24 protein-coding genes are annotated in these 24,032 nt (G+C 55.8%); 23 read left to right on the forward strand and 1 reads right to left on the reverse strand.

Annotated elements, in window-relative coordinates; translation table 11 throughout:
• The first annotated feature begins 11 nt into the window (after positions 1–11).
• From B5F80_RS08700 to B5F80_RS08710, 3 genes are all read left to right on the forward strand, one after another.
• A complete protein-coding gene (locus B5F80_RS08700) occupies positions 12–536 on the forward strand; it encodes a DUF4446 family protein (RefSeq protein ID WP_087478440.1) in 525 nt (174 codons plus the stop codon).
• Between the two features lie 50 nt (positions 537–586).
• Complete coding sequence (locus B5F80_RS08705; protein ID WP_239386337.1) at positions 587–1,549, forward strand: M23 family metallopeptidase; 963 nt, start codon at positions 587–589, stop codon at positions 1,547–1,549.
• 62 nt (positions 1,550–1,611) lie between these two features.
• The gene (locus B5F80_RS08710; protein WP_158099973.1) at positions 1,612–2,781 is read left to right on the forward strand and encodes an ABC transporter substrate-binding protein; all 1,170 of its coding nucleotides are present in this window, start codon (positions 1,612–1,614) and stop codon (positions 2,779–2,781) included.
• Between the two features lie 414 nt (positions 2,782–3,195).
• Here B5F80_RS08710 and B5F80_RS08720 read toward each other — a convergent pair whose 3' ends face one another.
• Positions 3,196–3,918: a SprT family zinc-dependent metalloprotease gene (locus B5F80_RS08720; RefSeq protein ID WP_087478443.1), complete on the reverse strand. Its 723-nt coding sequence runs from the start codon at positions 3,916–3,918 to the stop codon at positions 3,196–3,198.
• Positions 3,919–3,986: 68 nt separating this feature from the next.
• On the opposite strand from B5F80_RS08720, the gene B5F80_RS08725 reads away from it, so the two are divergent.
• The 20 genes from B5F80_RS08725 to B5F80_RS08825 form a co-directional block, all read left to right on the forward strand.
• Positions 3,987–4,541, forward strand: coding sequence for a 3'-5' exonuclease (locus B5F80_RS08725; protein WP_087478444.1), 555 nt, complete (start codon positions 3,987–3,989; stop codon positions 4,539–4,541).
• Positions 4,542–4,664: 123 nt separating this feature from the next.
• Complete coding sequence (locus tag B5F80_RS08730; RefSeq protein ID WP_087478445.1) at positions 4,665–5,612, forward strand: 2-hydroxyacid dehydrogenase; 948 nt, start codon at positions 4,665–4,667, stop codon at positions 5,610–5,612.
• A 233-nt stretch (positions 5,613–5,845) separates the two neighbouring features.
• The gene (gene uxuA / locus B5F80_RS08735; RefSeq protein WP_239386338.1) at positions 5,846–6,931 is read left to right on the forward strand and encodes a mannonate dehydratase; all 1,086 of its coding nucleotides are present in this window, start codon (positions 5,846–5,848) and stop codon (positions 6,929–6,931) included.
• A gap of 27 nt (positions 6,932–6,958) precedes the next feature.
• A complete protein-coding gene (locus B5F80_RS08740) occupies positions 6,959–8,563 on the forward strand; it encodes a mannitol dehydrogenase family protein (RefSeq protein WP_087478446.1) in 1,605 nt (534 codons plus the stop codon).
• A gap of 26 nt (positions 8,564–8,589) precedes the next feature.
• Positions 8,590–9,606 (forward strand): zinc-binding alcohol dehydrogenase family protein, encoded by a 1,017-nt coding sequence (locus B5F80_RS08745; protein ID WP_087478447.1) that lies wholly within the window; start codon positions 8,590–8,592, stop codon positions 9,604–9,606.
• Between the two features lie 42 nt (positions 9,607–9,648).
• Complete coding sequence (locus tag B5F80_RS08750) at positions 9,649–10,989, forward strand: MFS transporter (RefSeq protein ID WP_087478448.1); 1,341 nt, start codon at positions 9,649–9,651, stop codon at positions 10,987–10,989.
• Positions 10,990–11,071: 82 nt separating this feature from the next.
• Positions 11,072–12,019, forward strand: coding sequence for a sugar kinase (locus B5F80_RS08755; RefSeq protein ID WP_087478449.1), 948 nt, complete (start codon positions 11,072–11,074; stop codon positions 12,017–12,019).
• Positions 12,020–12,268: 249 nt separating this feature from the next.
• Positions 12,269–13,381, forward strand: coding sequence for a histidinol-phosphate transaminase (locus B5F80_RS08760; protein WP_087478450.1), 1,113 nt, complete (start codon positions 12,269–12,271; stop codon positions 13,379–13,381).
• 13 nt (positions 13,382–13,394) lie between these two features.
• The gene (locus B5F80_RS08765) at positions 13,395–14,534 is read left to right on the forward strand and encodes a hypothetical protein (RefSeq protein WP_087478451.1); all 1,140 of its coding nucleotides are present in this window, start codon (positions 13,395–13,397) and stop codon (positions 14,532–14,534) included.
• 172 nt (positions 14,535–14,706) lie between these two features.
• Complete coding sequence (locus tag B5F80_RS08770; protein WP_087478452.1) at positions 14,707–15,396, forward strand: GntR family transcriptional regulator; 690 nt, start codon at positions 14,707–14,709, stop codon at positions 15,394–15,396.
• A gap of 105 nt (positions 15,397–15,501) precedes the next feature.
• Positions 15,502–15,630 carry a hypothetical protein gene (locus B5F80_RS11465; protein WP_255376427.1) on the forward strand — a complete coding sequence of 43 codons (129 nt, stop codon included), beginning with the start codon at positions 15,502–15,504 and terminating at the stop codon, positions 15,628–15,630.
• A gap of 194 nt (positions 15,631–15,824) precedes the next feature.
• Positions 15,825–16,940 carry a phage replisome organizer N-terminal domain-containing protein gene (locus B5F80_RS08775; protein WP_158099974.1) on the forward strand — a complete coding sequence of 372 codons (1,116 nt, stop codon included), beginning with the start codon at positions 15,825–15,827 and terminating at the stop codon, positions 16,938–16,940.
• Between the two features lies 1 nt (position 16,941).
• Positions 16,942–17,466: a hypothetical protein gene (locus B5F80_RS08780; protein WP_087478454.1), complete on the forward strand. Its 525-nt coding sequence runs from the start codon at positions 16,942–16,944 to the stop codon at positions 17,464–17,466.
• A 59-nt stretch (positions 17,467–17,525) separates the two neighbouring features.
• Positions 17,526–18,062, forward strand: coding sequence for an N-acetylmuramoyl-L-alanine amidase (locus B5F80_RS08785; RefSeq protein ID WP_087478455.1), 537 nt, complete (start codon positions 17,526–17,528; stop codon positions 18,060–18,062).
• Positions 18,063–18,210: 148 nt separating this feature from the next.
• Positions 18,211–18,507, forward strand: coding sequence for a type II toxin-antitoxin system RelE/ParE family toxin (locus tag B5F80_RS08790; RefSeq protein WP_087478456.1), 297 nt, complete (start codon positions 18,211–18,213; stop codon positions 18,505–18,507).
• Between the two features lie 22 nt (positions 18,508–18,529).
• Positions 18,530–19,582 (forward strand): helix-turn-helix domain-containing protein, encoded by a 1,053-nt coding sequence (locus B5F80_RS08795; protein ID WP_087478457.1) that lies wholly within the window; start codon positions 18,530–18,532, stop codon positions 19,580–19,582.
• A 215-nt stretch (positions 19,583–19,797) separates the two neighbouring features.
• The gene (locus tag B5F80_RS08800) at positions 19,798–20,631 is read left to right on the forward strand and encodes an Rpn family recombination-promoting nuclease/putative transposase (protein WP_158099975.1); all 834 of its coding nucleotides are present in this window, start codon (positions 19,798–19,800) and stop codon (positions 20,629–20,631) included.
• A gap of 91 nt (positions 20,632–20,722) precedes the next feature.
• Entirely contained in the window at positions 20,723–20,908 is a 186-nt protein-coding gene (locus B5F80_RS08805; protein ID WP_087478459.1) for a hypothetical protein, read from the forward strand.
• Positions 20,909–21,827: 919 nt separating this feature from the next.
• The gene (locus B5F80_RS08820) at positions 21,828–22,256 is read left to right on the forward strand and encodes a hypothetical protein (protein ID WP_087478462.1); all 429 of its coding nucleotides are present in this window, start codon (positions 21,828–21,830) and stop codon (positions 22,254–22,256) included.
• A gap of 16 nt (positions 22,257–22,272) precedes the next feature.
• Positions 22,273–24,032 (forward strand): ESPR domain-containing protein (locus B5F80_RS08825; RefSeq protein ID WP_158099976.1); only part of this gene is annotated, 1,760 nt, incomplete at its 3' end.

The raw sequence follows: 24,032 nt of genomic DNA on the forward strand, positions 1-24,032 counted from the left end.
GGAGGAACGACATGCTTTACGGATTGGACGCGCAGCTCGCGTACACGATAGGGGCCGGCATCGCCGGGCTCGTGCTGGTGTTGCTGCTGGCGTATATTGTCATATTGAACCGGCGCATCAAGGCGCTGGAAGAAAAATACACCTTTTTTATGAAGGATGAAACGGGGAAAAGCGTCGAAGCCAAGCTGCGCGAGGACGTGGCGGAGCTCCACGGCTTGCAGGACACGCTGGACCGGATTCACGAGACTCAGAAGGATATCCTGGCCGTGCAGAACCACTGCTTCCGTAAAATCGGCTTCGTGCGGTACAACGCCTTCGACAACATCGGCAACAACCTGAGCTTCGCCTGCACCGTCCTGGACGGCAAGGACGACGGCTTCTGCCTGTCGAGCGTATACGGCCGCAGCGAGTCGCGCATCTTTGCCAAGCCCATCGTCGAGGGAAAATGCCTGTACGGCATGAGCGAAGAGGAAAAGGAAAGCCTGGACCAGGCCCTGCACTATCACGGCGACGTGCAGCCGGTCCGGAAGGATTAGGATAACAGGCGCGGCAGCGCCGTATTGTAGGATTGAAGAAGGGATAGACCTTGAAATTACAGGAAATTATGACGGGGCTTAGGGCCCGTTGGCGTAATATGACGCAGTCCGCCGCCGACCTGGCCGGCGCCCTGCGCCGTTCCGGGACGGAGCCGGTCACCCTGTCGCCGCAGCAGTATCGGACGGCGCTGCGGGCGGCCATCGCCGGGGCCGTCGTCTTAGTCGCGGCTATCGGGTTCGGCCTGTACCAGTTTATTTCCCTGCAGCAGGCCCGGGCCCAGGAGGCGCTCCACGAGCAGCAGCTGCAGCTCATGCGGGAAAAGACGGCGTCGCTCCAGGAAAAAATGGATAAGATGGACGCCCTGGACCAGGAGCTCCGCCAGATGGTCAAGGGCGCAGGGACGGGCAGCAGCCCAAAAGGTGACGGTGGCACAGCGGGGGCGCAGAAGAAAGGGCCGGATCTTTCCTCTGCCGACTACAACGACCTGCTGCTGGCCACCGCCCGTCTGGAAACGAAAACGAACGCCCGCATTATCAGCTTCATTACGCTGAAAACCGTACTGAGCGATACGGCGGGGCTGCAGGTCCGGCAGATGCAGCAGGTATCAGCGCAATACGCATCGTCGACGACGCCGTCTATCTGGCCGGCGTACGGCACGATTACGTCTAACTTCGGCTACCGCGGCAATCCCATCGGCGGCGGCACGGGCTTCCACGAAGGCCTGGATATTGCCGTCGATTACGGCACGCCCGTCCAGGCGACGGCGGCCGGCGAGGTCACGGCGGCCGGCTGGGTAGACGGCTACGGAAACCTTGTCGAAGTCGATCACGGCAACGGCTTTGTCACGCGATATGGTCACAACTCCATGGTTCTCGTCGTAGTGGGACAAACGGTGCATACCGGCGACATCCTCGCCCTGGCCGGCAGCACGGGCCGCAGCACGGGGCCCCATGTCCATTATGAAGTCCGCGTACAAGGGACTCCGACCGACCCCTTGTTATTCTTGCCGTAAAGATGAGGGGACGCTGCCCGATATGGGGCGGCGCCGCCTCTTTTTTTGAAAGGCAGGTTGTTATGCAAAAACTCAAATATTATGGCAGCGTTATCTTGTTTTTTATCGTTGTCGGCGCGTTGGGCTTCGGCACGTCCTACGTCCAGCGGCCCCATAACGTCGTCATCGGCGTCAACCTGGCCCTCAGCGGCGAGGAAAAGGCCTACGGCGAAGCGACGGCCCGGGGCATCGGCATGGCCCGCGATAAGATCAACGCCGAAGGCGGCCTGCTGGACGAGGCCGTAGCGGTCGTCACCGTTGATAATCACGGCAGCGCCGGCGACGCCGAAGCGGCAGTGAAGCAGCTGACGAGCCGTCATGCCGTGGCGATGATCGGCCCGAATTTATCCCACTGCGCCCTGGCCGTCGTCCGCGACGCGACGGCGGCGAAGATGCCCGTTATCAGCCCGGCCGGCACGAATCCCGACATCACCGTCGACCATGGGACGGGCGAAGCCCACGAGTACATGTTCCGGGCGACCTTTATCGACTCCTATCAGGGGCGGGCCATGGCCGATTACGCCTTCGGCCAGCTGAAGGCCCGCACGGCTGCCGTCGTATACGACGAACGGCAGGCCTACTCCAAAGGGCTGGCGGCCTTTTTCAAGCAGTCCTTCTTAGCCGACGGCGGCCAGGTCCCGGTCTACGCCGACGTCTCGTCGGATGACGGCTTTGCGGCGGCCATAGCGGCCTTGAAGGCTTCGCCGTGCCAGGTCGTATACGCGCCCTTTTACGATGAAAAGGCCATGGAATTTATCGTAAAGGCCCGCGATGCCGGCATTACGGCCCTGATTTTAGGCCCCGACGGCTGGAACGGCCGGCGCATGGCTCAGTCCCTCTCGCCGGCATATCTGCAGAACCTGTTCTATACGGACCACTATGCCAACGACGCCAGCGAACCCGTGGCGGAGGAATTTGCCGAGGCCTATTATGAAAAATACGGCGAGCTTCCCGACAGCTACGCCGCCCTGGGCTACGACTCCTTCATGATGGTGGCCGAAGCGGTGCGGCGCAGCGGCTCGGCAGACCCGGAAAAAATCGCCGCAGAGCTGGCCAAGACCATCGATTACCACGGCGTGACGGGCATGATCGCCCTGGACGCCAACCACGACGCCATCAAGCCGGTCTTTATCATGACCTTCTGGCAGGGCCAGCCGGCGCTGCTGGAAAAGCGGCCGACAGTCCAATTATGATAGGCTGTACACGGCAGCAGACATAAAAAATTGCGGAATTGTCGAGATGACAGTTCCGCAATTTTTTTTGCAATACGACTAAATTTAGTTGGGTTAGACGAGGCTGACGCTTTATATGATAATCGCCGTGTCCAGCTGATGTTTTAAGTAGTGGTACAATCCCTCACGATGAATACGCCAGCGGCTGCCAATTTTAAAGGCTTGCAGCTGTCCGCTGTAGCATAACTCATAGATACCCGACAAAGGGACACCCGTTAGTTCAGATACTTCCTTTGGAGAAAATAAGATACGATCGGACCACCGATTGCTTGACGTATCTAAAAAGGTCATAGGGTTTAAAGAAACTGGCGGATACGGATTGCGTCTAGGGCGAATGTGTCTGGCCATGTATCATTTGGCTCCTTTCTATAGCAATTACACGCAGTACGGCAAATACGGCGTCATAGCGGCGCGGCGCTCCTTCCAGTCGGGCATGATCATCGTCATGACGTTGTAAAAGTGGCGCGAGTGGTTGGGATGGACGAGGTGGCACAGCTCGTGGAGCATGACGTGGTCGATGATTTCCGCCGGCATGATGGCCAGGTAGGTGTTCATGGTAATGATGGCCTTGGCGGGCATGCACGAGCCCCAGCGGGAGCGCATGACGCGCTGGCGGAGCTTGGGCATGGCGATGCCGTAGGCCGAAAGCTGGGGGAAGATGCGGGCCAGGCTTTCGGCGAACAGCTTCTCCCCTTCCCTGCGCAGCAGCTCGTGGTACAGATGGCGTCGCTCCTCGACGGTGTTGTCGGCCAGCTCCATGAATACGGTCCGGCCGCGGCGGCGCACCGTATTGCGCAGGCCCAGGCGCACGTCGAGGGTACAGGCCGTCCCCGCCACGTACAGGCCGTCGCCGTCCCGCAAGGTCAGCACCGGCAGGGCTTTCCTGCAAACGTACTCGTCCAGGGCTTTCACGATGAAGGGGCCCTGCTTTTGCAGAAAGGCCTCGATGTGCTCTATGGGAACGCGGGGCCCTGCCGATACGTAAATGGATAAGTCGGGGCGGACGCGGAGGTTGATGTTTTTTACGGCCTTCCGCTCCAGGACGTACGTCAGCTGACGGCCCTCAAGGCAGATGGGGCGCTGCGATATGGGATTCATATTCCTCTCCTCTGTCGATGTGGTATAATACCATCATATTATACTATATGCTGCAAGGAGATACTATCATGCTCGATTTTACGGCTATCGATTTTGAAACAGCCAATAAATACTACAACAGCGCCTGCTCCCTGGCGGCCGTTTCCGTACGGGACTACGAGACGGTCCGGGAAGGCTATACCCTCATCCGCCCTCCCTACATGTCCTTTTCGCCGGACAACATCCGCATCCACGGCATCACGCCCGACCAGGTGCGGGACAAGCCGAAATTCGACGCCCTGTGGGACCGCGTCCGGCCTCATCTGGAGGGCCGCATCCTCGTGGCCCACTACGCCGTGTTCGACACGCGGGTCCTGCGCAGCCTCCTCAAGACGTACGAATTGGAACCGCCCCGGGCGACGTACGCCTGCACGGTGGAAATTTCCCGCAAGGTCTGGCCCGATCTGCCCAACCACAAGCTCGACACGGTGGCCGGCTTCCTGGGCTTTTCCTTCCGCCACCATCAGGCCCTGGACGACGCCCGGGCCTGCGCCTTCATCGTCTGCGAGGCGGCGAAGCACGTCGGCGCGTCTTCTATGGAAGAACTCATGGCGGCGACAGGCCTCTCCCTGAAGACGTTATAGACATATGAATTTTGCATATAGAAGGGCGCCCCATGTCGTTTGGTAATACATATCTTACATTATCGTCAATCTATGCGTATAATGAAACAAGATAATTTCTATACCGAAAGGGGATTGAACATCATGAAAATTGTATTGCTTGAATCGCTGGGAATCAGCCAGGAACTTCTCGATTCGTACGTAAAGCCGCTGCGGGAACAGGGCCATGAATTCGCCGCTTACGAACGCAACGACGACCCGGCCGTCCAGATCGAAGAAGCCAAGGACGCCGATATCCTCATCATCGCCAACATGCCCTTGAAAGGCGAAGTCATCAACGCCTGCCCGAACCTGAAATACATCAACGTTGCCTTTACGGGCGTCGACCACGTCGATTTGGAAGCGGCTAAGGCCAAAGGCGTCAAAGTCAGCAACGCTTCGGGCTATTCGACAGTCGCCGTCGCCGAACTGACCATCGCCATGATCCTCGACCTGCTCCGCTACGTGCCCCAGGTAGACGCAGCCTGCCGCGCCGGCGGCACGAAGGCCGGCTTCATCGGCGCTGAACTGGAAGGCAAGACTGTCGGCCTCATCGGCACGGGCGCTATCGGCCACCGCGTCGCCGAACTCGTCCATGCCTTCGGCGCCAAGGTCATCGCCTACAACGGCTTCTCCCATAAAGCCGATACGGAGCTCATCAAATACGTTCCCCTGAAGGAACTGATGGAACAGTCCGATATCGTATCGCTCCACTGCCCTGTTACGGACCAGTCCCGCGGCATGATCAACGCCGAAACGCTGTCGTACATGAAGCCGACGGCCTTCCTGGTCAACGAAGCCCGCGGCCCCGTCGTCGACTCCCAGGCCCTGGCTGACGCCCTCAACAGCGGCAAGATCGCCGGCGCCGGCATCGACGTATTCGAAAACGAACCGCCTCTCGATACGAATCATCCCCTGCTCCATTCCAAGAACACCATCGTCACGCCCCACGTAGCCTTTGCGACGAAGGAATCCATGGAAAAACGCGCCGTCATCGTCTTCGACAACATCGACGCCTACATGGCAGGAAATCAGAAAAACGTAATCTTATAAGGTATACGAATCCCCAAGCAGTATAGGCCTGTCAGGCCTGTACTGCTTTTTTTATGGGCGGAAATAGCATACACTATACCATAAATAGATAGGAAATCAAATAACTATAGCATATTTGCAAGCAACGAAAAATATATTGCTTAACATAACACTAGTATGGTAGTATGTAAACAACGAAAGACACCATTTAGGTAACCAAGTATTCAGCACATATGTAAAAGGAGCAAACCAGTATGAGCATGAGAATGACCTTCCGTTGGTACGGAGAAAAAGACGACAAGATTACGCTGCAGCAGATCGACCAGATCCCCGGCATGGACGGCATCGTCGGCGCATTGTTCGACATTCCCGTCGGCGACGTATGGCCTGTAGAGCCGCTGCTTCACATTAAGAAACAAGCCGAAGCGAACAACCTCGTATTCAAGGATTTGGAAAGCATCAACGTCCACGAAGACATCAAGCTCGGCCTTCCCAGCCGCGACCAGTACATCGAAAACTACATCCAGTCCCTGCGCAACGCCGCAAAGGCCGGCATCGAAATGGTATGCTACAACTTCATGCCCGTCTTCGACTGGACCCGCACGGAGCTGGCCAAGCCCCTCTACGACGGCTCGACGGTCCTAGCTTACGACTACCACATGGTAGCCGGCAAGACGCCCCAGGACATGGTAAAGGAAGTCCTGGAAAACAGCAACGGCTACGTCCTCCCCGGCTGGGAACCGGAACGGCTGAAAGAGCTGACCCGCCTGTTTGAAGCGTATGGAGGCATGGACGAAGACGGCCTGCGCAAGAACCTGGAATACTTCCTCAAAGCCGTCATCCCCGTGGCTGAAGAAGTGGGCATCAAGATGGGCATTCATCCCGACGATCCCCCCATTTCCGTATTCGGCCTGCCCCGCATCGTAAAGAACGAATCGGACCTCGACAAGATCGCCGCCATGGTAGACAGCCCGAGCAACGGCTTCACCATCTGCACGGGCTCCCTCGGCGCCAACCGCCAGAACGACATTCCCCACATCATCCGCAAGTTCGGCAAGATGGGCCGCGTCAACTTCCTCCACATCCGCAACGTACAGGTTCACGAACCGTGGGTATTCAACGAAGTGGCTCATAAATCGCAGATCGGCAACCTCGACATGTTTGAAATCGTCAAGGCCGCCTACGACATCGGCTTCGACGGCCCCATCCGTCCGGACCACGGCCGCATGATCTGGGGCGAAGAAGGCCGTCCCGGCTACGGCTTGTACGACCGCGCTCTCGGCGCAAACTACCTCTGCGGCCTTTGGGACGCTATCAACCGCATTTGCGGCCAGAAATAGGACGTATACGATAAGGAGGAACCTGACATGCTACATTTACATCGCCGCAGCCTCGTCGAAGACAAGGTTGCCTGGGAACAAGCCGGCATTGCCCTGTATCAGTTCGATACAGAAGCTGTTGAAGCAGCGACGAAAGAAACGCCCCAGTGGATTCACTTCGGCGGCGGCAATATTTTCCGCGCCTTCATCGCCGCCCTCCAGCAGCGTTTGCTCGACGAAGGATTGGCTAAAACGGGCATCATTACGGCTGAAACGTACGACGAAGAAGTCATCGAGCACGTATACCGCCCCTTCGACAATTTGAGCCTGGCCGTCACCATGTACGCCGACGGCCGCTTTGAAAACGAAGTCATCGGCTCCGTCGTCGAATCCGTCGTCTGCCGTCCCGATTTCGCAGAAGACTGGAAGCGCCTCAAGGAAATCTTCGAAGCGCCGTCGCTGCAGGTAGCCAGCTTCACCATTACGGAAAAGGGCTACAAGCTGACGGACTACGCCGGCAATTACTTCCCTGCCGTCGCTGAAGACATGAAGAAGGGCCCGGAACACGCGACGAGCTCCATGGGCTCCATCGCCGCCCTGGCCTACGCCCGCTACAAAGCCGGCGCCTATCCCTTCGCCTTCCTGAGCCTCGATAACTGCTCCCACAACGGCGACAAGATCAAAGAAGCCATGACGGCCTTTGCCCAGCAGTGGGTCGCCAACGGCGTGGCCGAACCGGGCTTTGCCGACTACATCAACGACGAAACGAAGGTCTCCTTCCCGTGGAGCATGATCGACAAGATTACGCCCCGCTCGTCGGAAAAGGTACAGGAATACCTGAAAGGCATCGGCTTCGGCGATACGGAATTGATTCACACAAACAAGGGTACCTATGCGGCTTTCGTCAACGCTGAAAACGCCCAGTACCTGGTCATCGAAGACAAGTTCCCCAACGGCCGCCCGGCCCTCGAAAAGGCCGGCGTCATCTTTACGGATCGGGAAACGGTAGACAAGGTCGAACGGATGAAGGTCTGCACCTGCCTCAACCCGCTGCACACGGCCCTGGCCGTTTACGGCTGCCTCCTCGGCTACACCCTCATTGCCGACGAAATGAAGGACCCTCAGCTCAAAGGCCTCATTGAACAGATGGGCTACGGCGAAGGATTGCCCGTCGTCACCAACCCCGGCGTCCTCGACCCGAAGGCCTTCATCGCCGAAGTCCTGGAACAGCGCCTGACCAACGGCAACCTGCCCGATACGCCCCAGCGCATTGCCACCGACACGTCGCAGAAGGTCGGCATCCGCTTCGGCGAAACGATCCGCGCCTACGGCGATAAAGCCAAGGACCTGACGTATATTCCCCTGGTCATCGCCGGCTGGTGCCGCTATCTCTTGGCCGTCGACGACGAAGGCAAGGCCTTCACGCCGAGCCCGGACCCGCTGCTCCAGAACGTGCAGGACGCATTGCAGGGCGTTGTCCTCGGCGACGTAAGCTCGGCCAAAGGCAAGCTCCGCCCCATCCTGTCCAACAAGGGGATTTTCGGCAGCGACCTGTACGAAGTCGGCCTAGGCGAAAAGATCGAAGGCTACTTCGAAGAACTCATCGCCGGCCCCCATGCTGTCCGCAATACATTAGTCAAGTACGTGAAATAGATATCGTTTAAGGAGGAAATGCAATTATGAAAGCTGTCGTAGTAGAAACACCGGAAAAGATTACCGTCGTAGAACGTGAAATACCTGAAATCACCAGCACCCAGGTCCTGCTCAAGGTCAAAGCAGCCGGTATCTGCGGCTCCGACGTAGGCATTTATCACGGCAAAAACGCCTTCGCCACCTATCCCCGCGTCGTAGGCCATGAATTTGTCGGCGAAGTCGTCAAAGTCGGCGCAGATGTGAAGAACGCCGCCGTCGGCGACCACATCGCCGTCGACCCCGTCGTTTCCTGCGGCCACTGCTACGCCTGCCGCACGGGCCGCCACAACGTCTGCAAGACCGTCAACGTATTGGGCGTCCACCGCGACGGCGGCTACCAGGAATACGTCGCCGTAGAACAGGACCAGCTCCACCAGCTGCCGAAGGACCTTCCCTGGGAAATCGCCGCGACAGTTGAACCGTACTCCATCGGCGCTCAGGTCGCCCATCAGGGCCGCCTGACCGGCGACGACACGGTCCTTATCTGCGGCGCCGGCCCCATCGGCCTGATCATCCTGCAGGTCGCCAAGATGAAGGGCGCGAAGGTCGCCATCCTCGACGTCGTCGATTCCCGCCTGGAAACGGCGAAGGAAATGGGCGCCGACATGGTCATCAACAGCAAGACGAAAGACCCTGTCGAAGCGATGAACGAATTTACCGGCGGCGAAGGCTTCAACCTCATTTACGAAGCAACGGGCAACGTCAACGTATTGCAGATGTGCATCCAGAAGCTGCCCAGCCCGGCAGGCCGCGTCGTCGTATTGGGCTTCTCGACGGTCGAATTCCCCATCCGCCAGGTCGACATCATGAGCAAGGAACTGGAAATCATCGGCACGCGCCTCAACAACTACCGCTTCCCCGAAGTCATCGAATGGTTTAAAGAAGGCAAGGTCGACCCGAAATCCATCGTCACCAACACCTTCCCCTTCACCGAAGCGGACAAGGCCTTCCAATACAACGACGAACACCCGGAAAACGTGCTGAAAATCGTTCTTACGTTTTAACATTCCCGTAGTTTAATGTTTCCGAAAGGACGGTATCAGCGAATGAGTCAACAAGCATCGTATCAAATCAAAACGTCAGAATTAGTCAAAGTCGTCGCCAGCGGCTGGCTGGGCACGGCCATGGAGTTCATGGATTTCCAGCTCTACTCTCTGGCAGCGGCTATCGTATTTAACGAAATCTTCTTCCCCGAATCGGACCCGGCCATGGGCCTCATCATGGCCATGGGCACGTACGGGGCCGGGTATGTCGCCCGCCTCGTCGGCGCCTTCGTCTTCGGCCATGTCGGCGATAAGATGGGCCGCCGCACGGTATTATTCGTCACGATTACCCTCATGGGCCTGGCATCTACCCTCATCGGCTTTTTGCCGACGTACTCTGAAGTTGGCATCTGGGCTCCGGCCGGCCTCGTCGCCCTCCGCATCATCCAGGGCTTAGGGGCAGGCGCGGAAATCAGCGGCGCCGGCGTCATGGTTACGGAATTCTGCGAAACGAAGACCCGCGGCCTCGTCGGCAGCCTCGTCGGCCTCGGCACCTCGTCGGGCACCCTGTTGGCCAACCTCATCTGGACCATCATCCTGACGATGCTCACCAAGGAAGAAGTCCTGCTCTGGGGCTGGAGAATCCCCTTCTACGCCTCCTTCGTCGTCATGATCGCCGCCGTATTGATCCGGATGTTCGTTCACGAAAGCCCGGTCATGGCGGAAAAGAAGAAATTGCTGGAAGCGGAACGGGAAAAACAGCTTGCCGGCGACGTCCCTGTCGAACAGCAGCCGAAAAAAGGCCGGAAGAGCTTTATCGTCGCACTGGCCCTGCGCTTCGGCCAGGCCGGCAACAGCGGCCTCATGCAGACCTACCTGGCCGGCTTTATCGTCACGGTCCTCGCCATGGAAAAGACCGTCGCGACGGAAGCCAACATCATTTCTTCCTGCGTTTCCTTCTTCACCATTCCCTTTGTCGGCTGGCTCGGCGATAAGTTCGGCCGCCGCAAGATGTACATGGTTCTGTCCCTGGCTACGGCTATCTACGCCGTTCCCATGATGCTTCTCTTCGAAACGAAGGACCCCGTCATCCTGACCATCGCCATGGTCATCGGCCTGAACGTCGGCGTACAGGGCCTCTTCGCTCTGGAAAACGTCGTATTGACGGAGCTGTTCGGCGCAAGACACCGCGTCACCATGGTATCGCTGGCGAAGGAAATCGCCGGCCTCGTCGCTACGGGCTTCGGTCCGATCATCGCGGCCGCCGCCGTTACGGCGATGACGGGCAGCTGGGTTCCCCTGGCCATCATGACCATTCTCTTCTCCATGTCGAGCTTCTTCGGCGCGTACTTTGCGGAAGATACGACGGGACGAGACCTGAACGAATTGGACGACGCAATGTAACGTCATGTCATATGCAACGGATAACTGAGTATAGTACCTTACTGTACTCAGTTATTTTTCTAAGAAAAAAAGGAGGATTTCTATGGCAAAGGTATTAACCATCGGCGAAGCCATGGGCCTGCTCATTGCTGACCGGCCCGGCGATTTGGCCGAAGTGGAGCAATTTTCCCGCCACGTCTGCGGGGCTGAATTAAATTACGCCGTCGGCATGGCCCGCTTAGGTCATGACGTATCCTATATTTCCAAGGTAGGCGGCGACCCCTTCGGCCGCAGCATTCGGGCCTTTTTGAAAGACAACGGAATCCATACGGATTATGTGCAGACCGACGAGGCCCATATGACGGGCTTTCAGATGAAGGAACGGGTCCTGGAAGGCGACCCGGCCGTGGCGAACATCCGCAAGTATACGGCCTTCTCCTTCATGACGCCCGACGACCTGCAGGGCATCTGCTGGGACGGCGTGACCCACGTCCATACGACAGGCATTCCCCTGGCTGTGTCGGAATCGTGCCGCCAGACCGTCGTGGCCCTCATGAAGGAAGCCCGCCGCCGCGGCGTGTCCGTTTCCTTCGATACGAACCTGCGGCCCATGCTCTGGCCCGATACGGAAACGATGGCCAGCGTCATCAACGACGCCGCCCAGTACGCCGATATCGTCATGCCCGGCCTCAGCGAAGGAAAGATACTGACCGGGCTGGACGATGAAAAGGCCATCGCCCGCTATTATCTGGAACGGGGCGCGAAGCTCGTCGTCATCAAGCTGGGCGGCAGCAGCGGCACATACGTCGCCGACCGCGAAGGCGGGCAGTACGTACCGAGCTACCGCGTAGACCATGTCGTCGACACCGTCGGAGCCGGAGACGGCTTTGCCGTCGGCTTTACCAGCGCCTGGCTGGAAGGCTTGTCTATGGAAGAAGCGGCCCGCCGGGGCGCCGCCGTCGGGGCCATGGTCATCCAGGTCGCCGGCGACAACGAAGGTTTGCCGACGCGGGACCAGCTGGCTGCATTTCAAACCGAACAGGCAGAATAGCAGATGGAACTACACCAAAACGGGTTGAGGAACGACATGTCCTCGGCCCGTTTTTTGGGTTATGCCGAGGCTTGTTTGGTATACTTTAATACACAATCGTTTTACTTTACAAAAGGATTTACGTAGTCTATAATGAAGAACAAAACATCATATTTTATCAATATGAGCGGAAAATTATGAAACGCGTTCTGCCCCTGCGCCTGGATCAGGCTGCCTCGGCGGGATTTGCGTCATGAGGAGGTTTTACCTATGGAATATCGTATTCGCCGGGCCCTGCAGGGCATGGTGAGGCACAGCTACCTGAAGGACGAGGGGACGGCTCTGGAAAAGGATATTATCGACTGCTCCCTGGGCATCAACCCCTGCGGCGTCACGCCGAAGCTGACGAAGGACATGTACGCGGCGACCTTCGACATCTTGGCCAGCTATCCGGCTCATCCCTACGTGGAAACGCGGCGGCATATCTGCGAGTATTTTTCCGACGTGGCGTCGCTGGACGTCGGCCAACTCAGCATGCAGAACGGCTCCATGAGCGCCCTGCGGGCTGTCAACTCCATCTTTCTGGAAGACGGGACGCGGGTCCTCGCTCCCCAGCCCTGCTTTTCGTCGTATACGACGGACGCCCGGGCCTGCGGAGCCGAAGTCGACGTCGTGCCCCTGCGGGAAGAGGATCATTTTGCCTTCCCTGTAGAAGAATACGTCGCGGCCATCCGCGAAGATCACCGCCTGGCCTACCTGGACAATCCCAACAACCCGACGGGGCAGGCCCTGTCTATTGCCGACCTGCGGCGGATTTTGACGGCGGCCCGGGAAAAAGGCGTCCTCGTCCTCGTCGACGAAGCTTACGGCGACTTTTTGGACAAATCCGAGTCGGCCCTGTCCCTCCTCGATGAATTCGACAACCTCATCGTGACCCGGACCTTTTCCAAGGGCTTCGGCTTAGGAGCCCTGCGGGCCGGCTACATCGCCGTTCCCAAGGCCATGGCCGATATTCTGGAAGCCTTCGGCGGAGAGATGAACCTGACGACGCCGGCGGCGGCCATGATCCCCGTCGTGTTGTCCGACCCGGCTTTCCTGGCCTATTCGCGGGACCTCATCGCCCAGAACAACCAGAAGCTCATCAGCGGACTGCAGGTGCTCAAGACGTCGGCGACGCGGGATGACGTGCCCATTACCCTGTTCTATACGGATCAGGACGTCGATTTGGGAGCCTTGTTCTGGAAATACGGCATCCGCGTGGAAAACGGCGTCGACTTCGAAGGCATCGGCAAGCGCCACGTCCGCCTGCGCGTGCCTCAGGACATTACGGAATTAGCGCGCCGCTTAGAGCGCATCGAAGCGGAACTGCAGACGGCGCGATAAAGGAGAGATGGATATGAATCAAGACAGCAACACAAAAGTCAGCCTGCGCAACGTCGTCATTTTCGCCGGCGCTTACTGCGCCTTCAGCATCGGGTCGGGCTATGCGACGGGCCAGGAAATCCTCCAGTTCTTCGGAGCCTTCGGCCCTCAGGGCATCATCGGCTGCTTCGTCAGCATGCTCATCTTCGCCTTTCTGGGCGGGGCCCTCATGCAGAAGGGCTACGATTTGAAGCTGAAATACCACACCCAGGTCTTTCACTACTACTGCGGCAAGTACATCGGCACGTTTTTGGAATGGGTTACGATCTTATTTTTATTCAGCGTCGTGTCGATCATGATTGCCGGCACGGGAGCTGTGGCCTCGGAATACTTTGCCCTGCCCGGAGACGTAGGCAGCGTGTTCATGGCCCTCCTGTGCATCCTGTCCATCCTGCTGGGCCTGATGCGCCTGGCCGACGTCATCGGCTCCATGGGTCCGGTCATCATCTTCTTTACCATCGGCATCGGCATCCTGACAGTCCTCAACGCCAATACGGACTGGGCCAAGGGCTGGGACATCCTGTACGACCTGCGTTCGACGAAATCCTGGTGGTTCTCGACGTACGATTTCCTCGATTCGGCCTGGTTCAGCGGCGTCCTGTACGCTTCCTGCATGGTCTTCGGCTCCATCCCCTTCCTGACGGGCCTGGGCGGCAAGGCCAACAGCCGGCGCGAAGCCTTCCTCGGCGGGTTCCTCGGCGGCGTGGCCCTGATGATCGCCAGCGCCCTCATGATGGCGGCCATGCTCTGCTTCCCGGCGGAAGTGGCAAAGCTTCAGGTTCCCAACCTGTTTTTGGCCCAGCAGTTCGCTCCGGCCCTGGCCCTCATCTTCTCGGTCATCCTGCTCCTGGGCATTTACAGCACGGCGGCTCCCATGTTCTGGGTCGTCATCAACAAGCTGGAGCAGTGGATGCCCAACAAGACCGTCAAGATGGCCGTGACCGTCGTCCTGGGCGTCGTGGCCTACTTCGGCGCGCAGATCGGCTTCGGCAAGCTCATCGGCTTCCTCTATCCCCTGATGGGACAGGTCGGCGTGCTCATGATCATCGTCGTCCTGGTCAAGGTATTCATCCTGAAGGACAACAAAGACCCCGGCCTGGAACGGGAAGAATAACGTCTCCTGCCCTCTTGCCTCTGCGGCAAGGGGGTATTTTTCGTCAAAGTACAGAAAGAGGAGGCATTTTTTGTATCGGTATACATCATTTTTTTAGCCAATGCATTTCAATTTGAAGCCGTAATATGGTAGAATATGAAGTATGGTAATTTTTTAGATACAGGGGACGCCAATGGAACAGTTACGATTACTGGAAAAAGAGCCGCGGGAAAACGTGCGGGAATACGCCTACCGCGTGTTGTACGATAACATCATGAATCTGCATCTGGTGCCTGGGACGGCCATGTCAGAACAGGAGCTGTCGACGATGCTGTCCGTCAGCCGGACTCCCGTGCGGGAGGCCTTTATCCGCCTGGCCCAGAAGGGCCTTCTCGACGTATTGCCCCAGCGGGGGACCTTCGTGTCTAAGATCAATACGGAGCAGCTGGCGGAATTCCGCTTTCTGCGGGTGACCATGGAGACGGCTGTCGTCGCCCTGGCCTGCCGGGAGTTTCCCGAAGAATACATGTGGAAGCTCCAGCAATGCCTGAAGGAGCAGGAGCTGTACCTGCGCCGCCGCGACGTCAACGGCTTTTTCGCCAGCGACAACCAGACCCACAGCATCCTGTACCAGGGCTGCGGCAAGCCGCATATCTGGCAGATCATCGAAAGCTCTACGGCCGACTACATGCGGGCCCGCGTGCTGAACATCGCCGCGGCGGCCGAGCAGATGAACATCCTCTACAGCCAGCATCAGGCCCTGGCGGAAGCCATCCTGCGCCACGACGCCCAGCGCGGCGTAGCCATTATGGAAGAGCATATCAACAAGGGCATCATCGACGTGGAAGTGCTGCGCAAGCAGTATCCCGATTACTTTAAATAATGCATAGCCCCTCCCTGCCGGACGATTCGGCAGGGAGTTTTTTTTGTTATCGGCGGAAATCCGTTTGAAAATCGCCGTTATACGGCGAAATACAGCAGGACATACTTGGAATATACCGGCCTATATCGGGCTAATATCGGCGTATACGGCGCAGGGATGTTTGGCTCCATCGGCGTCATTATGCCGATTTCCCTGCCCATAACCGCTGCGACACATCGGAACCGTTACGCGTAACGTCTTATCTTTTCTTTTTTATTTTTGCTTTCTCTTTTTTGTATACAGCTATAACTGCATAGAACGAAGCGTGTTTTTACAGCGGACAGGTATGCTGAATCTGCATGATTGAAGGGGAAATAAATGCTCCCTTCCCTGTCCCATATACAGTAGCGAGCAAAGACGGCCCCAGGGCGGGCGGAAAGGAGCAGCCCATGAAGAAGCTGCGGTGGTTTCAGACAAAGGTCGGGTTGTTTCAGGACCCGCGCATGATGTATCTGTTGAGTCAACCCAGCGGCGACTCCTACTTCGTCATCTGGTTTTACCTGAAGGACCTGGCCGGCATGGTCAACGACGACGGATATATCTACGTAGCCAAGGGGCAGGCCGTGACGACGGCCTTGCTGGCTCGTCAGCTGCACCGCCGCCGGGCCTTTGTGGAAAAAGTCCTCGACGTGTTCGAGCAAATCGACCTCATCAGCCGCGACGAGACGGGCCTGATCCGCATCGTGCCATGGCATGAAATCCAGAGCTTTGACCGGGACGAGAAAAAACGCCGCGATGCCCGCGACCGCATGCGCCGCTACCGCCGCCGCAAGGCCGAAGGCGGCGAGGCGCGCTGCCATACGTCTGAAGCTCCGGCCGAGAGCAGCCCATGGGCGGAAGACGCTGCCAGTGACCCGCGCTGCGGCGGCGAAGACCATGCCCGGCCTTCGGCGCAGGCTGTCCCGACGGGATACGTCTGCCCTGACGAGACGGCGGCAGACGAAAGGGCTTCGGCCTGCCCGGACGGCGGTCTCGTTCCCGTTCGGGAAGGGGCTGGCTGTACGGCTTCCTCTTATGGCGACGGCGAAGCCCCTGCCGTATGGGACGACGCAGCTCCGACGGCAGCTCCTTGGCAGGACGAAGAACGCCCCGGCCTGCAGGATACGTGCGCCCACATAGCCGAGCCCGGCGGCAACAGCGGCATCGCGCCCGTATGGACTACGGCAGCCCAAAGAGGCTGCGATGGTGCGAACGATCCGTCCCCTTCGGCAGGACGAGGCGCCTTGCGCTGCTATACGGCGGCCTTCGGCCAGATGAGCAGCCGCACGGCAGAGGAGCTGACCGACTTGGCCCGCTGCTGGGGCGACGAAGCGGTCTGCGCCGCCATAGACATTGCCAGGGACAACGGCGCGTCCGGCATTCGCTACATCCGGGCCGTCCTGGTCAACAGCGGCGGGCGGCCGCGGCGAAGGGAGACGATGTATGAACGACGGGAGAAGGAATTTAATCAATACGTTGATACAATGCTTCGGCAAATCTGGGAATCCGACGGGGATGGCTGCTAGAATGCGCATCCTGAAGGACATGCTGCCGCCCCTGACGGAGGATCAGGCCCGCGCCCTGGCGCGGCGCATCCTGGAGGTCCACCGCTTCGAGCCGTCCATTGCCGACGTACTCGCTCATTGGCGGGATATGGAACGCCGCCGCCGGCAGCAGGAAGGGGCAATCTATCTGGACGAGACACCGCCGCGGATTTCCCACGCCGAGAGGAAACGCCGCGCCGGCGAGCTGCGCCGCGTCCGGACAGCCCTCGGCCAGCGCCGCTCCGTGCCGGGCCTCGTCGTATCGGAGGGCTTGACGGCCTTTGCCCGATCCTTTTTTCCCCACATGAGCGAGGAGCTCATCGAACGAAACAAGATGGAAATCGCCAACTGCCGGGCCGACCGGGAGCGGGAAGACCGCTGCGCCAGCCCCTACGTCACCATGATGGAGCTCGACGAGACGGGCTGCGTGACCCTGTACATGGCGAAGCGACCCAGAGAGGAGGATGCCCATGCAGAAGATCCTGCGCTTTTTGAGGTCTGTCGATAAACGGACCGTCGTCTTTATCATCCGCATACTGTATTTTCTGATTAGGAGGAACTATACCGATGAAAGTCTATCTCAATCCAGGCCACGACCGCCTGCTGGACAGCGGGGTGGTCAACGCCGCCCTGAACCTGCGCGAATGCGACCTGGCCTATGAGCTGGCCGAGGCCGTCCAGGCCTATTTGGAGCGAAACGGCGTCGCCGTCGTCCTGGGCCAGTCCGACGATTTGTACGCTGTCTGCGGACAAGCCAACGCCGCCGAAGCGGACGTATTCGTGTCCCTTCATTTCAACGCCTTCAATAAGCGGGCCACGGGCACGGAAACCCTCATTTCCAATACGCCCCAAAGCCTGCTCCTGGGCCACTGCATCCAGGCCAACGTCAAGGCCGTCCTCAACCTGCCCGACAGGGGGCTGAAGGAGCGGCCGGGCCTCTTCGTCCTGCGCAACACGGCCATGCCCGCCGTCGTGGTGGAAGTCTGCTTCATCGACAACGACTACGACATGCGCTGCTACGAGGCCCATAAGGACGAAACCGCCAGGGCCATTGCCGCAGGCATCATACAATATCCGGCCATGCGCGGTCAGGCTGCGGCGTAAGGAAACCTCAGGATTTTCGATTTGTTGAAAATCCTGAGGTTTTCTATGTCGTTTTCGCATTCACGACAAGTATAGGTTGCGTGTTATTGATTATTATTCCGCTATCTGATATTATAAAATTAACCTAATAGGTAAATGAGGTAGGGCATTGGAAATAAAGTATAGAAACAATCAAATACGGAAAATATGTACAGATGCCAGTGCAGCACGTCGTGAATATGGCGAGGAGATGGCCAGGAAAATACATATGCGCATTGATCAAATCAAAGCGGCTGATACGGTGGAGCTATTGGTGCTGGGGCGCATAGGGCGATGTCACCTGCTGAAAGGCGACAGAGCGAATCAATATGCCATGGATTTAAGCCAGCCATATCGTCTTATATTTACTAAACAAGGGGAAGAAATTCAAATTGCAGAGATACAAGAAATTGTAGATTATCATTAATGATGAAGAAGGAGTGAGGGTCATGTTGGAAAGTAAAAGCTATATTGCTACGCCTCCTGGCGCTACAATTAAAGAACAGCTTGACGATTATGGCATGACACAAAAAGAATTCGCCAGGCGCATGGGTCTGTCTGAAAAGCATGTCAGCCAGTTAATCAACGGGACTGTCCGATTGACTCCAGACGTGGCGGAGCGCCTTGAATTAGTGCTGGGGATTCCGGCTCGTTTTTGGAATACATTGGAAGCTATATATCAAGAAAAGCTTATAAAAGCCAAACGGGAAAATGAATTGGAAAAAGAGATTGAAATTGCTAAGAAATATCCGTATAAAAGTATTGCAGAATGGGGAATGGTTGCCGATACTACTAAAAGTGAAGAAAAAGTAAAAAATCTCTGTAAATATTTTGGCGTGCATACGCTGGAAAAAGTGCATATGTTTATGCCCATAGCCTGCCGGCGTTTGGCGGAAACTGAAAAAAGCACCTACGCTACATGGACGTTGGCGCAATACGCGAAACATAAAGCCGGCGAGATAGAGGTTGAGACCTTTTCAAGAAATAAATTAGTCAACGCGCTGCCTGAAATACGAAAGATGACCTTATACCGTTCGACAGCCTTCGCTAAACAATTGGAAGCGGTATTGGCACAATGCGGCGTTGCCCTTGTATACTTGCCGCGGCTGCAAGGGTCTTTTTTGCATGGCATTACATTTTACGATGACAATAAGAATAAGATTGTGTTAGGCGTTACGATGCGGGGAAAATATGCCGATAAATTTTGGTTCAGTTTGTTCCATGAAATAGCGCATATTTTAGAAGGCCATATTTACCGTGGCCGCGGCGTATCTGAAGAGGAAGAAAAACAGGCGGATGTAATCGCCGCCAATATCTTGATTCCGGAAGATAAGATGCAGCAATTTATCGGCCGTGGAGATTATTCTATAGCGTCTATCGCACAGTTTGCAGAAACTATCGGCGTTCAGCAAGGAATCGTCATTGGCCGTCTGCAAAATGATAAGCAGTTAGATTACAGACAATTTAACCAGTATAAAGTCAAATATGATAGCATTGCCTAGCTTTTTATCCCGCTGCGCGCGGGATTTTTTCTTTTATCTAAACCAAGGAAACGGCGCAGGGTATCTTGGATTTGCCTGAAATTTTGATACTTGCGATACGCAGCTGGCAAGGGAGCAGACGTCTTATTTCGTATACGTATTCCTATCAGGCATAGGTCGTTTATTGCCAAGGCGTACGCATGTTTGGTATAATCCAAGTAGAAGGAGGCGAGGCCGTGAAGCGAATTAAGGACTGGGAAGAGCTGACCATACAAGACAACTTTTTATTTCAAAAGGTCATGCGCAACAAGCGCCTGTGCCAGCATTTAATTGAGAAGATTCTGCAGATTAAGATAGCCGACATTACTTATCCCGATACGGAGAAGACTATCGACATCCGGCTGGACAGCAAAAGCGTGCGCCTGGACGTCTATGTCAAGGACGATACGGGGCGGGTATTCGATATTGAAATGCAGTGTACTGATGAAAAGGATAACGGCCTGGCCAAGCGGACGCGCTACTATCAGGCCATGATCGATATGGACGTCCTGGAAAAGGGCGACGATTATAGTATGCTGAACCCGGCGTATATCATCTTTATCTGCACCTTTGACGCCTTTGACCGGGGATTGCCGATGTACACGTTTAGAAATCGTTGTGTAGAGCAGGATGGCATAGAGCTGAACGACGAGGCGACGAAAATATTTCTGAACAGCAAAGGCGACAGCGAGGCCCTCGACCCGGACGTGCGGGCGTTTTTGCGGTACGTCGACGGCAAGGCGGCCGAAGGGGTATTTGTACAAGAAGTAGATAAGGAAGTACGGCGCGTGAAACAGCACGATGAAACGAGGCGAGAATATATGACGTTGGCAATGGAACTGAAACGGCAGCGGCAGGAAGGTATTGCAGAAGGCCTTGCAGAAGGTCTTGCAGAAGGCAGTGCAAACGAAAAGAAGAAAATAATAGTAACTATGCTGCAAAAGGGGCTGTCTGTAGAATTTATTGCGGACTGTGTACAGACGTCGGCAGAGTATATTATTGAATTGGGTAAAAAACAACATTTGTTATAACAGAGAGGCTGCTTGTGAAGGCAAGCAGCCTGTTTTATACTGGATTGTGTGTAGGCGCGTGAAGCAGCACGATGAAACGAGGCGAGAATATATGACGTACGCAATGGAAATCAAACGGCGTGAGCTGGCGAGCTTTGCCGAGGGGGAAAAAAAGAAGGAAACCATGATGATATTGGCGATGCTGAAAGATGGAGTTGCTAAAGAAACGATAGCGAAGTATGCAAAGGTTTCAGTAGAATACATTACGGAATTAGGAAAAAAACATCATTTATTGTAATCCGAATAAGATAAGGCGTCTGCGGGAGTGGACGCCTTATGTTGTAAGGCAGGGCCTCGTTTTTGCAAAGGCGAAAGTGAAACGCTGGACCCGGATGTGCGGGCGTTTTTGAGGTACGTCGACGGCAGGGCGGCCAAGGCGTATTTGTACAAGAAGTAGATAAAGAAGTGCGGCGCGTGATTTAGGCGCAGTATGGTTCACTGACAGGCTGGAGTGAGGGTTCCAGCCTGTTTTTTTGCGGGCTTCTAGACAGGAGGAATGAGGACGAAATGTCTTTTGATACGATACATAGCAGGGGTGGAATGGTTTATGAGAAATGTGATATGTATCGGGATTTGTCATTTATTTTAGGGGTGGCTTTAAACCGTATGATGTATTTTTATCCATTGGACATTGCGCCGTGCGTTTTTTCTGAATGGAATTTTTTACACGATGCGACGCCATATATCCGGGAAAACGGCCTGATTTACAGAAATTACATACCATAGGATACAAAAGCGGGACGATAATCTTTTAATATAGATTTAACGATTTATTCATAATTATTGGATTAGGGGATATTGCATTTGCCGATATAACATGCTAGACTAAAAAGTATATAGAAGGGGGTGAAACAGATGATCTCTAGCCGAAACGATTGGAATGGCATCGCAGGAGCGGACAAATTCCTGAAATTCCATACGGGGGGGGGGTACCGTAGTGGTATAAATACTACCTCCTATACATGCTTTGGCGTATCGATGACCCGGCTTGGGGAATTCGTGCGTTCTTTTTCAGCGCCGTCCTTTGGGGGGTTCGTATACTCTGGCGATACCATGTTTTTCAGGCAGCATAGGTGTATGCTGTCTTTTTTGCGTGCCCGGAACTGCTTCGCCCGGCGCGCGCTCCGTGTGCTTGCTAGAGAATCCATAGGTTGCCTATGAAACGGAAAGCCATATGTCCCGTTTGCGGCAAAGAATTTGAAGCGGACCGAATCACGCAGAAATACTGCAGCAATTACTGCCGGCGCTACGCCCACCGGCACGGCGTAAACGATCACGGCCGGTCGTCGCGGAAAAAGGAAGCCCTGCGGACCTTTCACTGCCTGAAATGCGGCAAGCTGGTGCGGGTGACCGAGGCGACGGACCGGCGGACAAAATTCTGCTCGGCCCATTGCGAGCGGCTGTACTGGAAGCACTCGGAAAAAGTCAAATCCCAGACTATACGCCACGCCTTTCACTGCCGAAACTGCGGAACTTATGTGGAAATCACCGAGCCCTACGACCGGCGAATCGCCTTTTGCAGCGCCGCCTGCCGCCTGCGCTGGTTTTCCCTGCATCGAAGCAAAAAAGAACGCGTATTACCATAGCAAGGAGGAAATAGGTATGAATCGAATATACAAAGTTATATGGAGTAAAGTAAAACATCAATACGTCGTCGTATCCGAACTGGCTCACAGCTGCACGAAGAGCGCAGGCAGCCGCGTCGGCCGGAGCGCCGCCGCCGTATTGGCCGCCCTGGTGCTGACGACGGGCCTCTGCGCCGCGCCCGTACAGGCCGAAGACCTGACGGACCCCTACGCCATTGTTAATGCCCGGGTAAAAGAAACGAACAGTACCTCTTCGGATACGCTGGTCACGCTCGTACAGAGCCCCTTGGCAAAGAGTGTCGCGCCGCTGGCAAATGAAGACGAAGGGCAGCCCGGCGAAGGCGGAGATACGACTGGTACGACGCCGACGGAACAGCCGGAGCAGCATACCATTTACAATGAAGAAGGATTCTATGCCCATAATCAACAAAACACGTACAACGCCTTGACGAAAGACGGACTGTGGGTCGGCGGCAATGACCAAGCTGTAGGTTTCCATGTTGATAACGACGGCAATCTCTTTACCAATGGAACGGCTACGTTTAAGAAAGGCGCTGATATGGGTGGACAGAAGATTACTAATGTAGATATTGGTGAAGCTCTTACAGATGCCGTGAATGTGGGACAGTTAGAAACGGCTATTAGCGATGCGGCATATGAAAGCGGCAAGGGGATAACGGTTACGCAGAAGACCGATGACCAGAAAGGGAGCATCGCAGTCAATGCCGGAAAAGGCCTGGGATTTGATGAACAGGACGGCAACAAGCTGATGGTCAATACGGGCGACGGCCTGACGGTAGACAGCAGCAATAAGGTAACTGTTAAGTATGATGATACGAACCTGACGATGACAGACGGCGCGTTGGACTTAAAAGATGACCTGAATGTAACCAGCGTAACAGCCGGAAACGGGTTTAAGGTCAATGATACGGTAGAACTGACTTCGTCTGGTCTTACGGTGGGCAGTAATACAAGCCTGACGGCAGATACGCTGACTGTAGGAGGAAAAGCGTACATCACGAGTACCGGCCTGAACGCGAACGGCGTTATCAGCGGCGTCGGAACTGCGACCAAGAACGACGAAGCTGTAAATCTAGAACAGATGAAAACAGCTATCAGCGACGCGGCATATGAAAGCGGCAAAGGGATAACGGTCACGCAGAAGACGGACGATCAGAAAGGAAGCATCGCAGTCAATGCCGGAAAAGGCTTAGGATTTGATGAACAGGACGGCAACAAGCTGATGGTCAATACGGGCGACGGCCTGACGGTAGACAGCAGCAATAAGGTAACTGTTAAGTATGATGACACGAACCTGACGATGACAAACGGCGCATTAGATCTGAAAGATAGTTTAACTGTGACCGATGTTAATGCCAATGCCTTTAATGGTGCAACAGGATCCTTCAGTGCATCTGTAACGGTTGGTGACGCAAGTACAGGTATTCGAATTAATAATGGCACGATTTCCGGCTTAGTGACAGCCAATATTGAGAATGAAAGCGATGCTGTTAGTGTAGGTTATTTAGAAAACTCTGTAAAAAATAATGCTAGTGGCGGAACTACGTATGATGACGGTGATGGCATCACTATTACTCCTGGGGCAGAAGGAAATAATCCATCCATTTCTGTTAAGTATGATGATACGAACCTGACGATGACAGACAGCGCGTTAGACTTAAAAGACGACCTGAATGTAACCAGCGTAACAGCCGGAAACGGGTTTAAGGTCAATGAGACGACGAAGCTGACCTCGGCAGGTCTTACGGTGGGCAG

The sequence above is a fragment of the Megasphaera sp. An286 genome (assembly GCF_002163455.1).
In the GTDB taxonomy this organism is placed as follows: domain Bacteria; phylum Bacillota; class Negativicutes; order Veillonellales; family Megasphaeraceae; genus Megasphaera; species Megasphaera stantonii.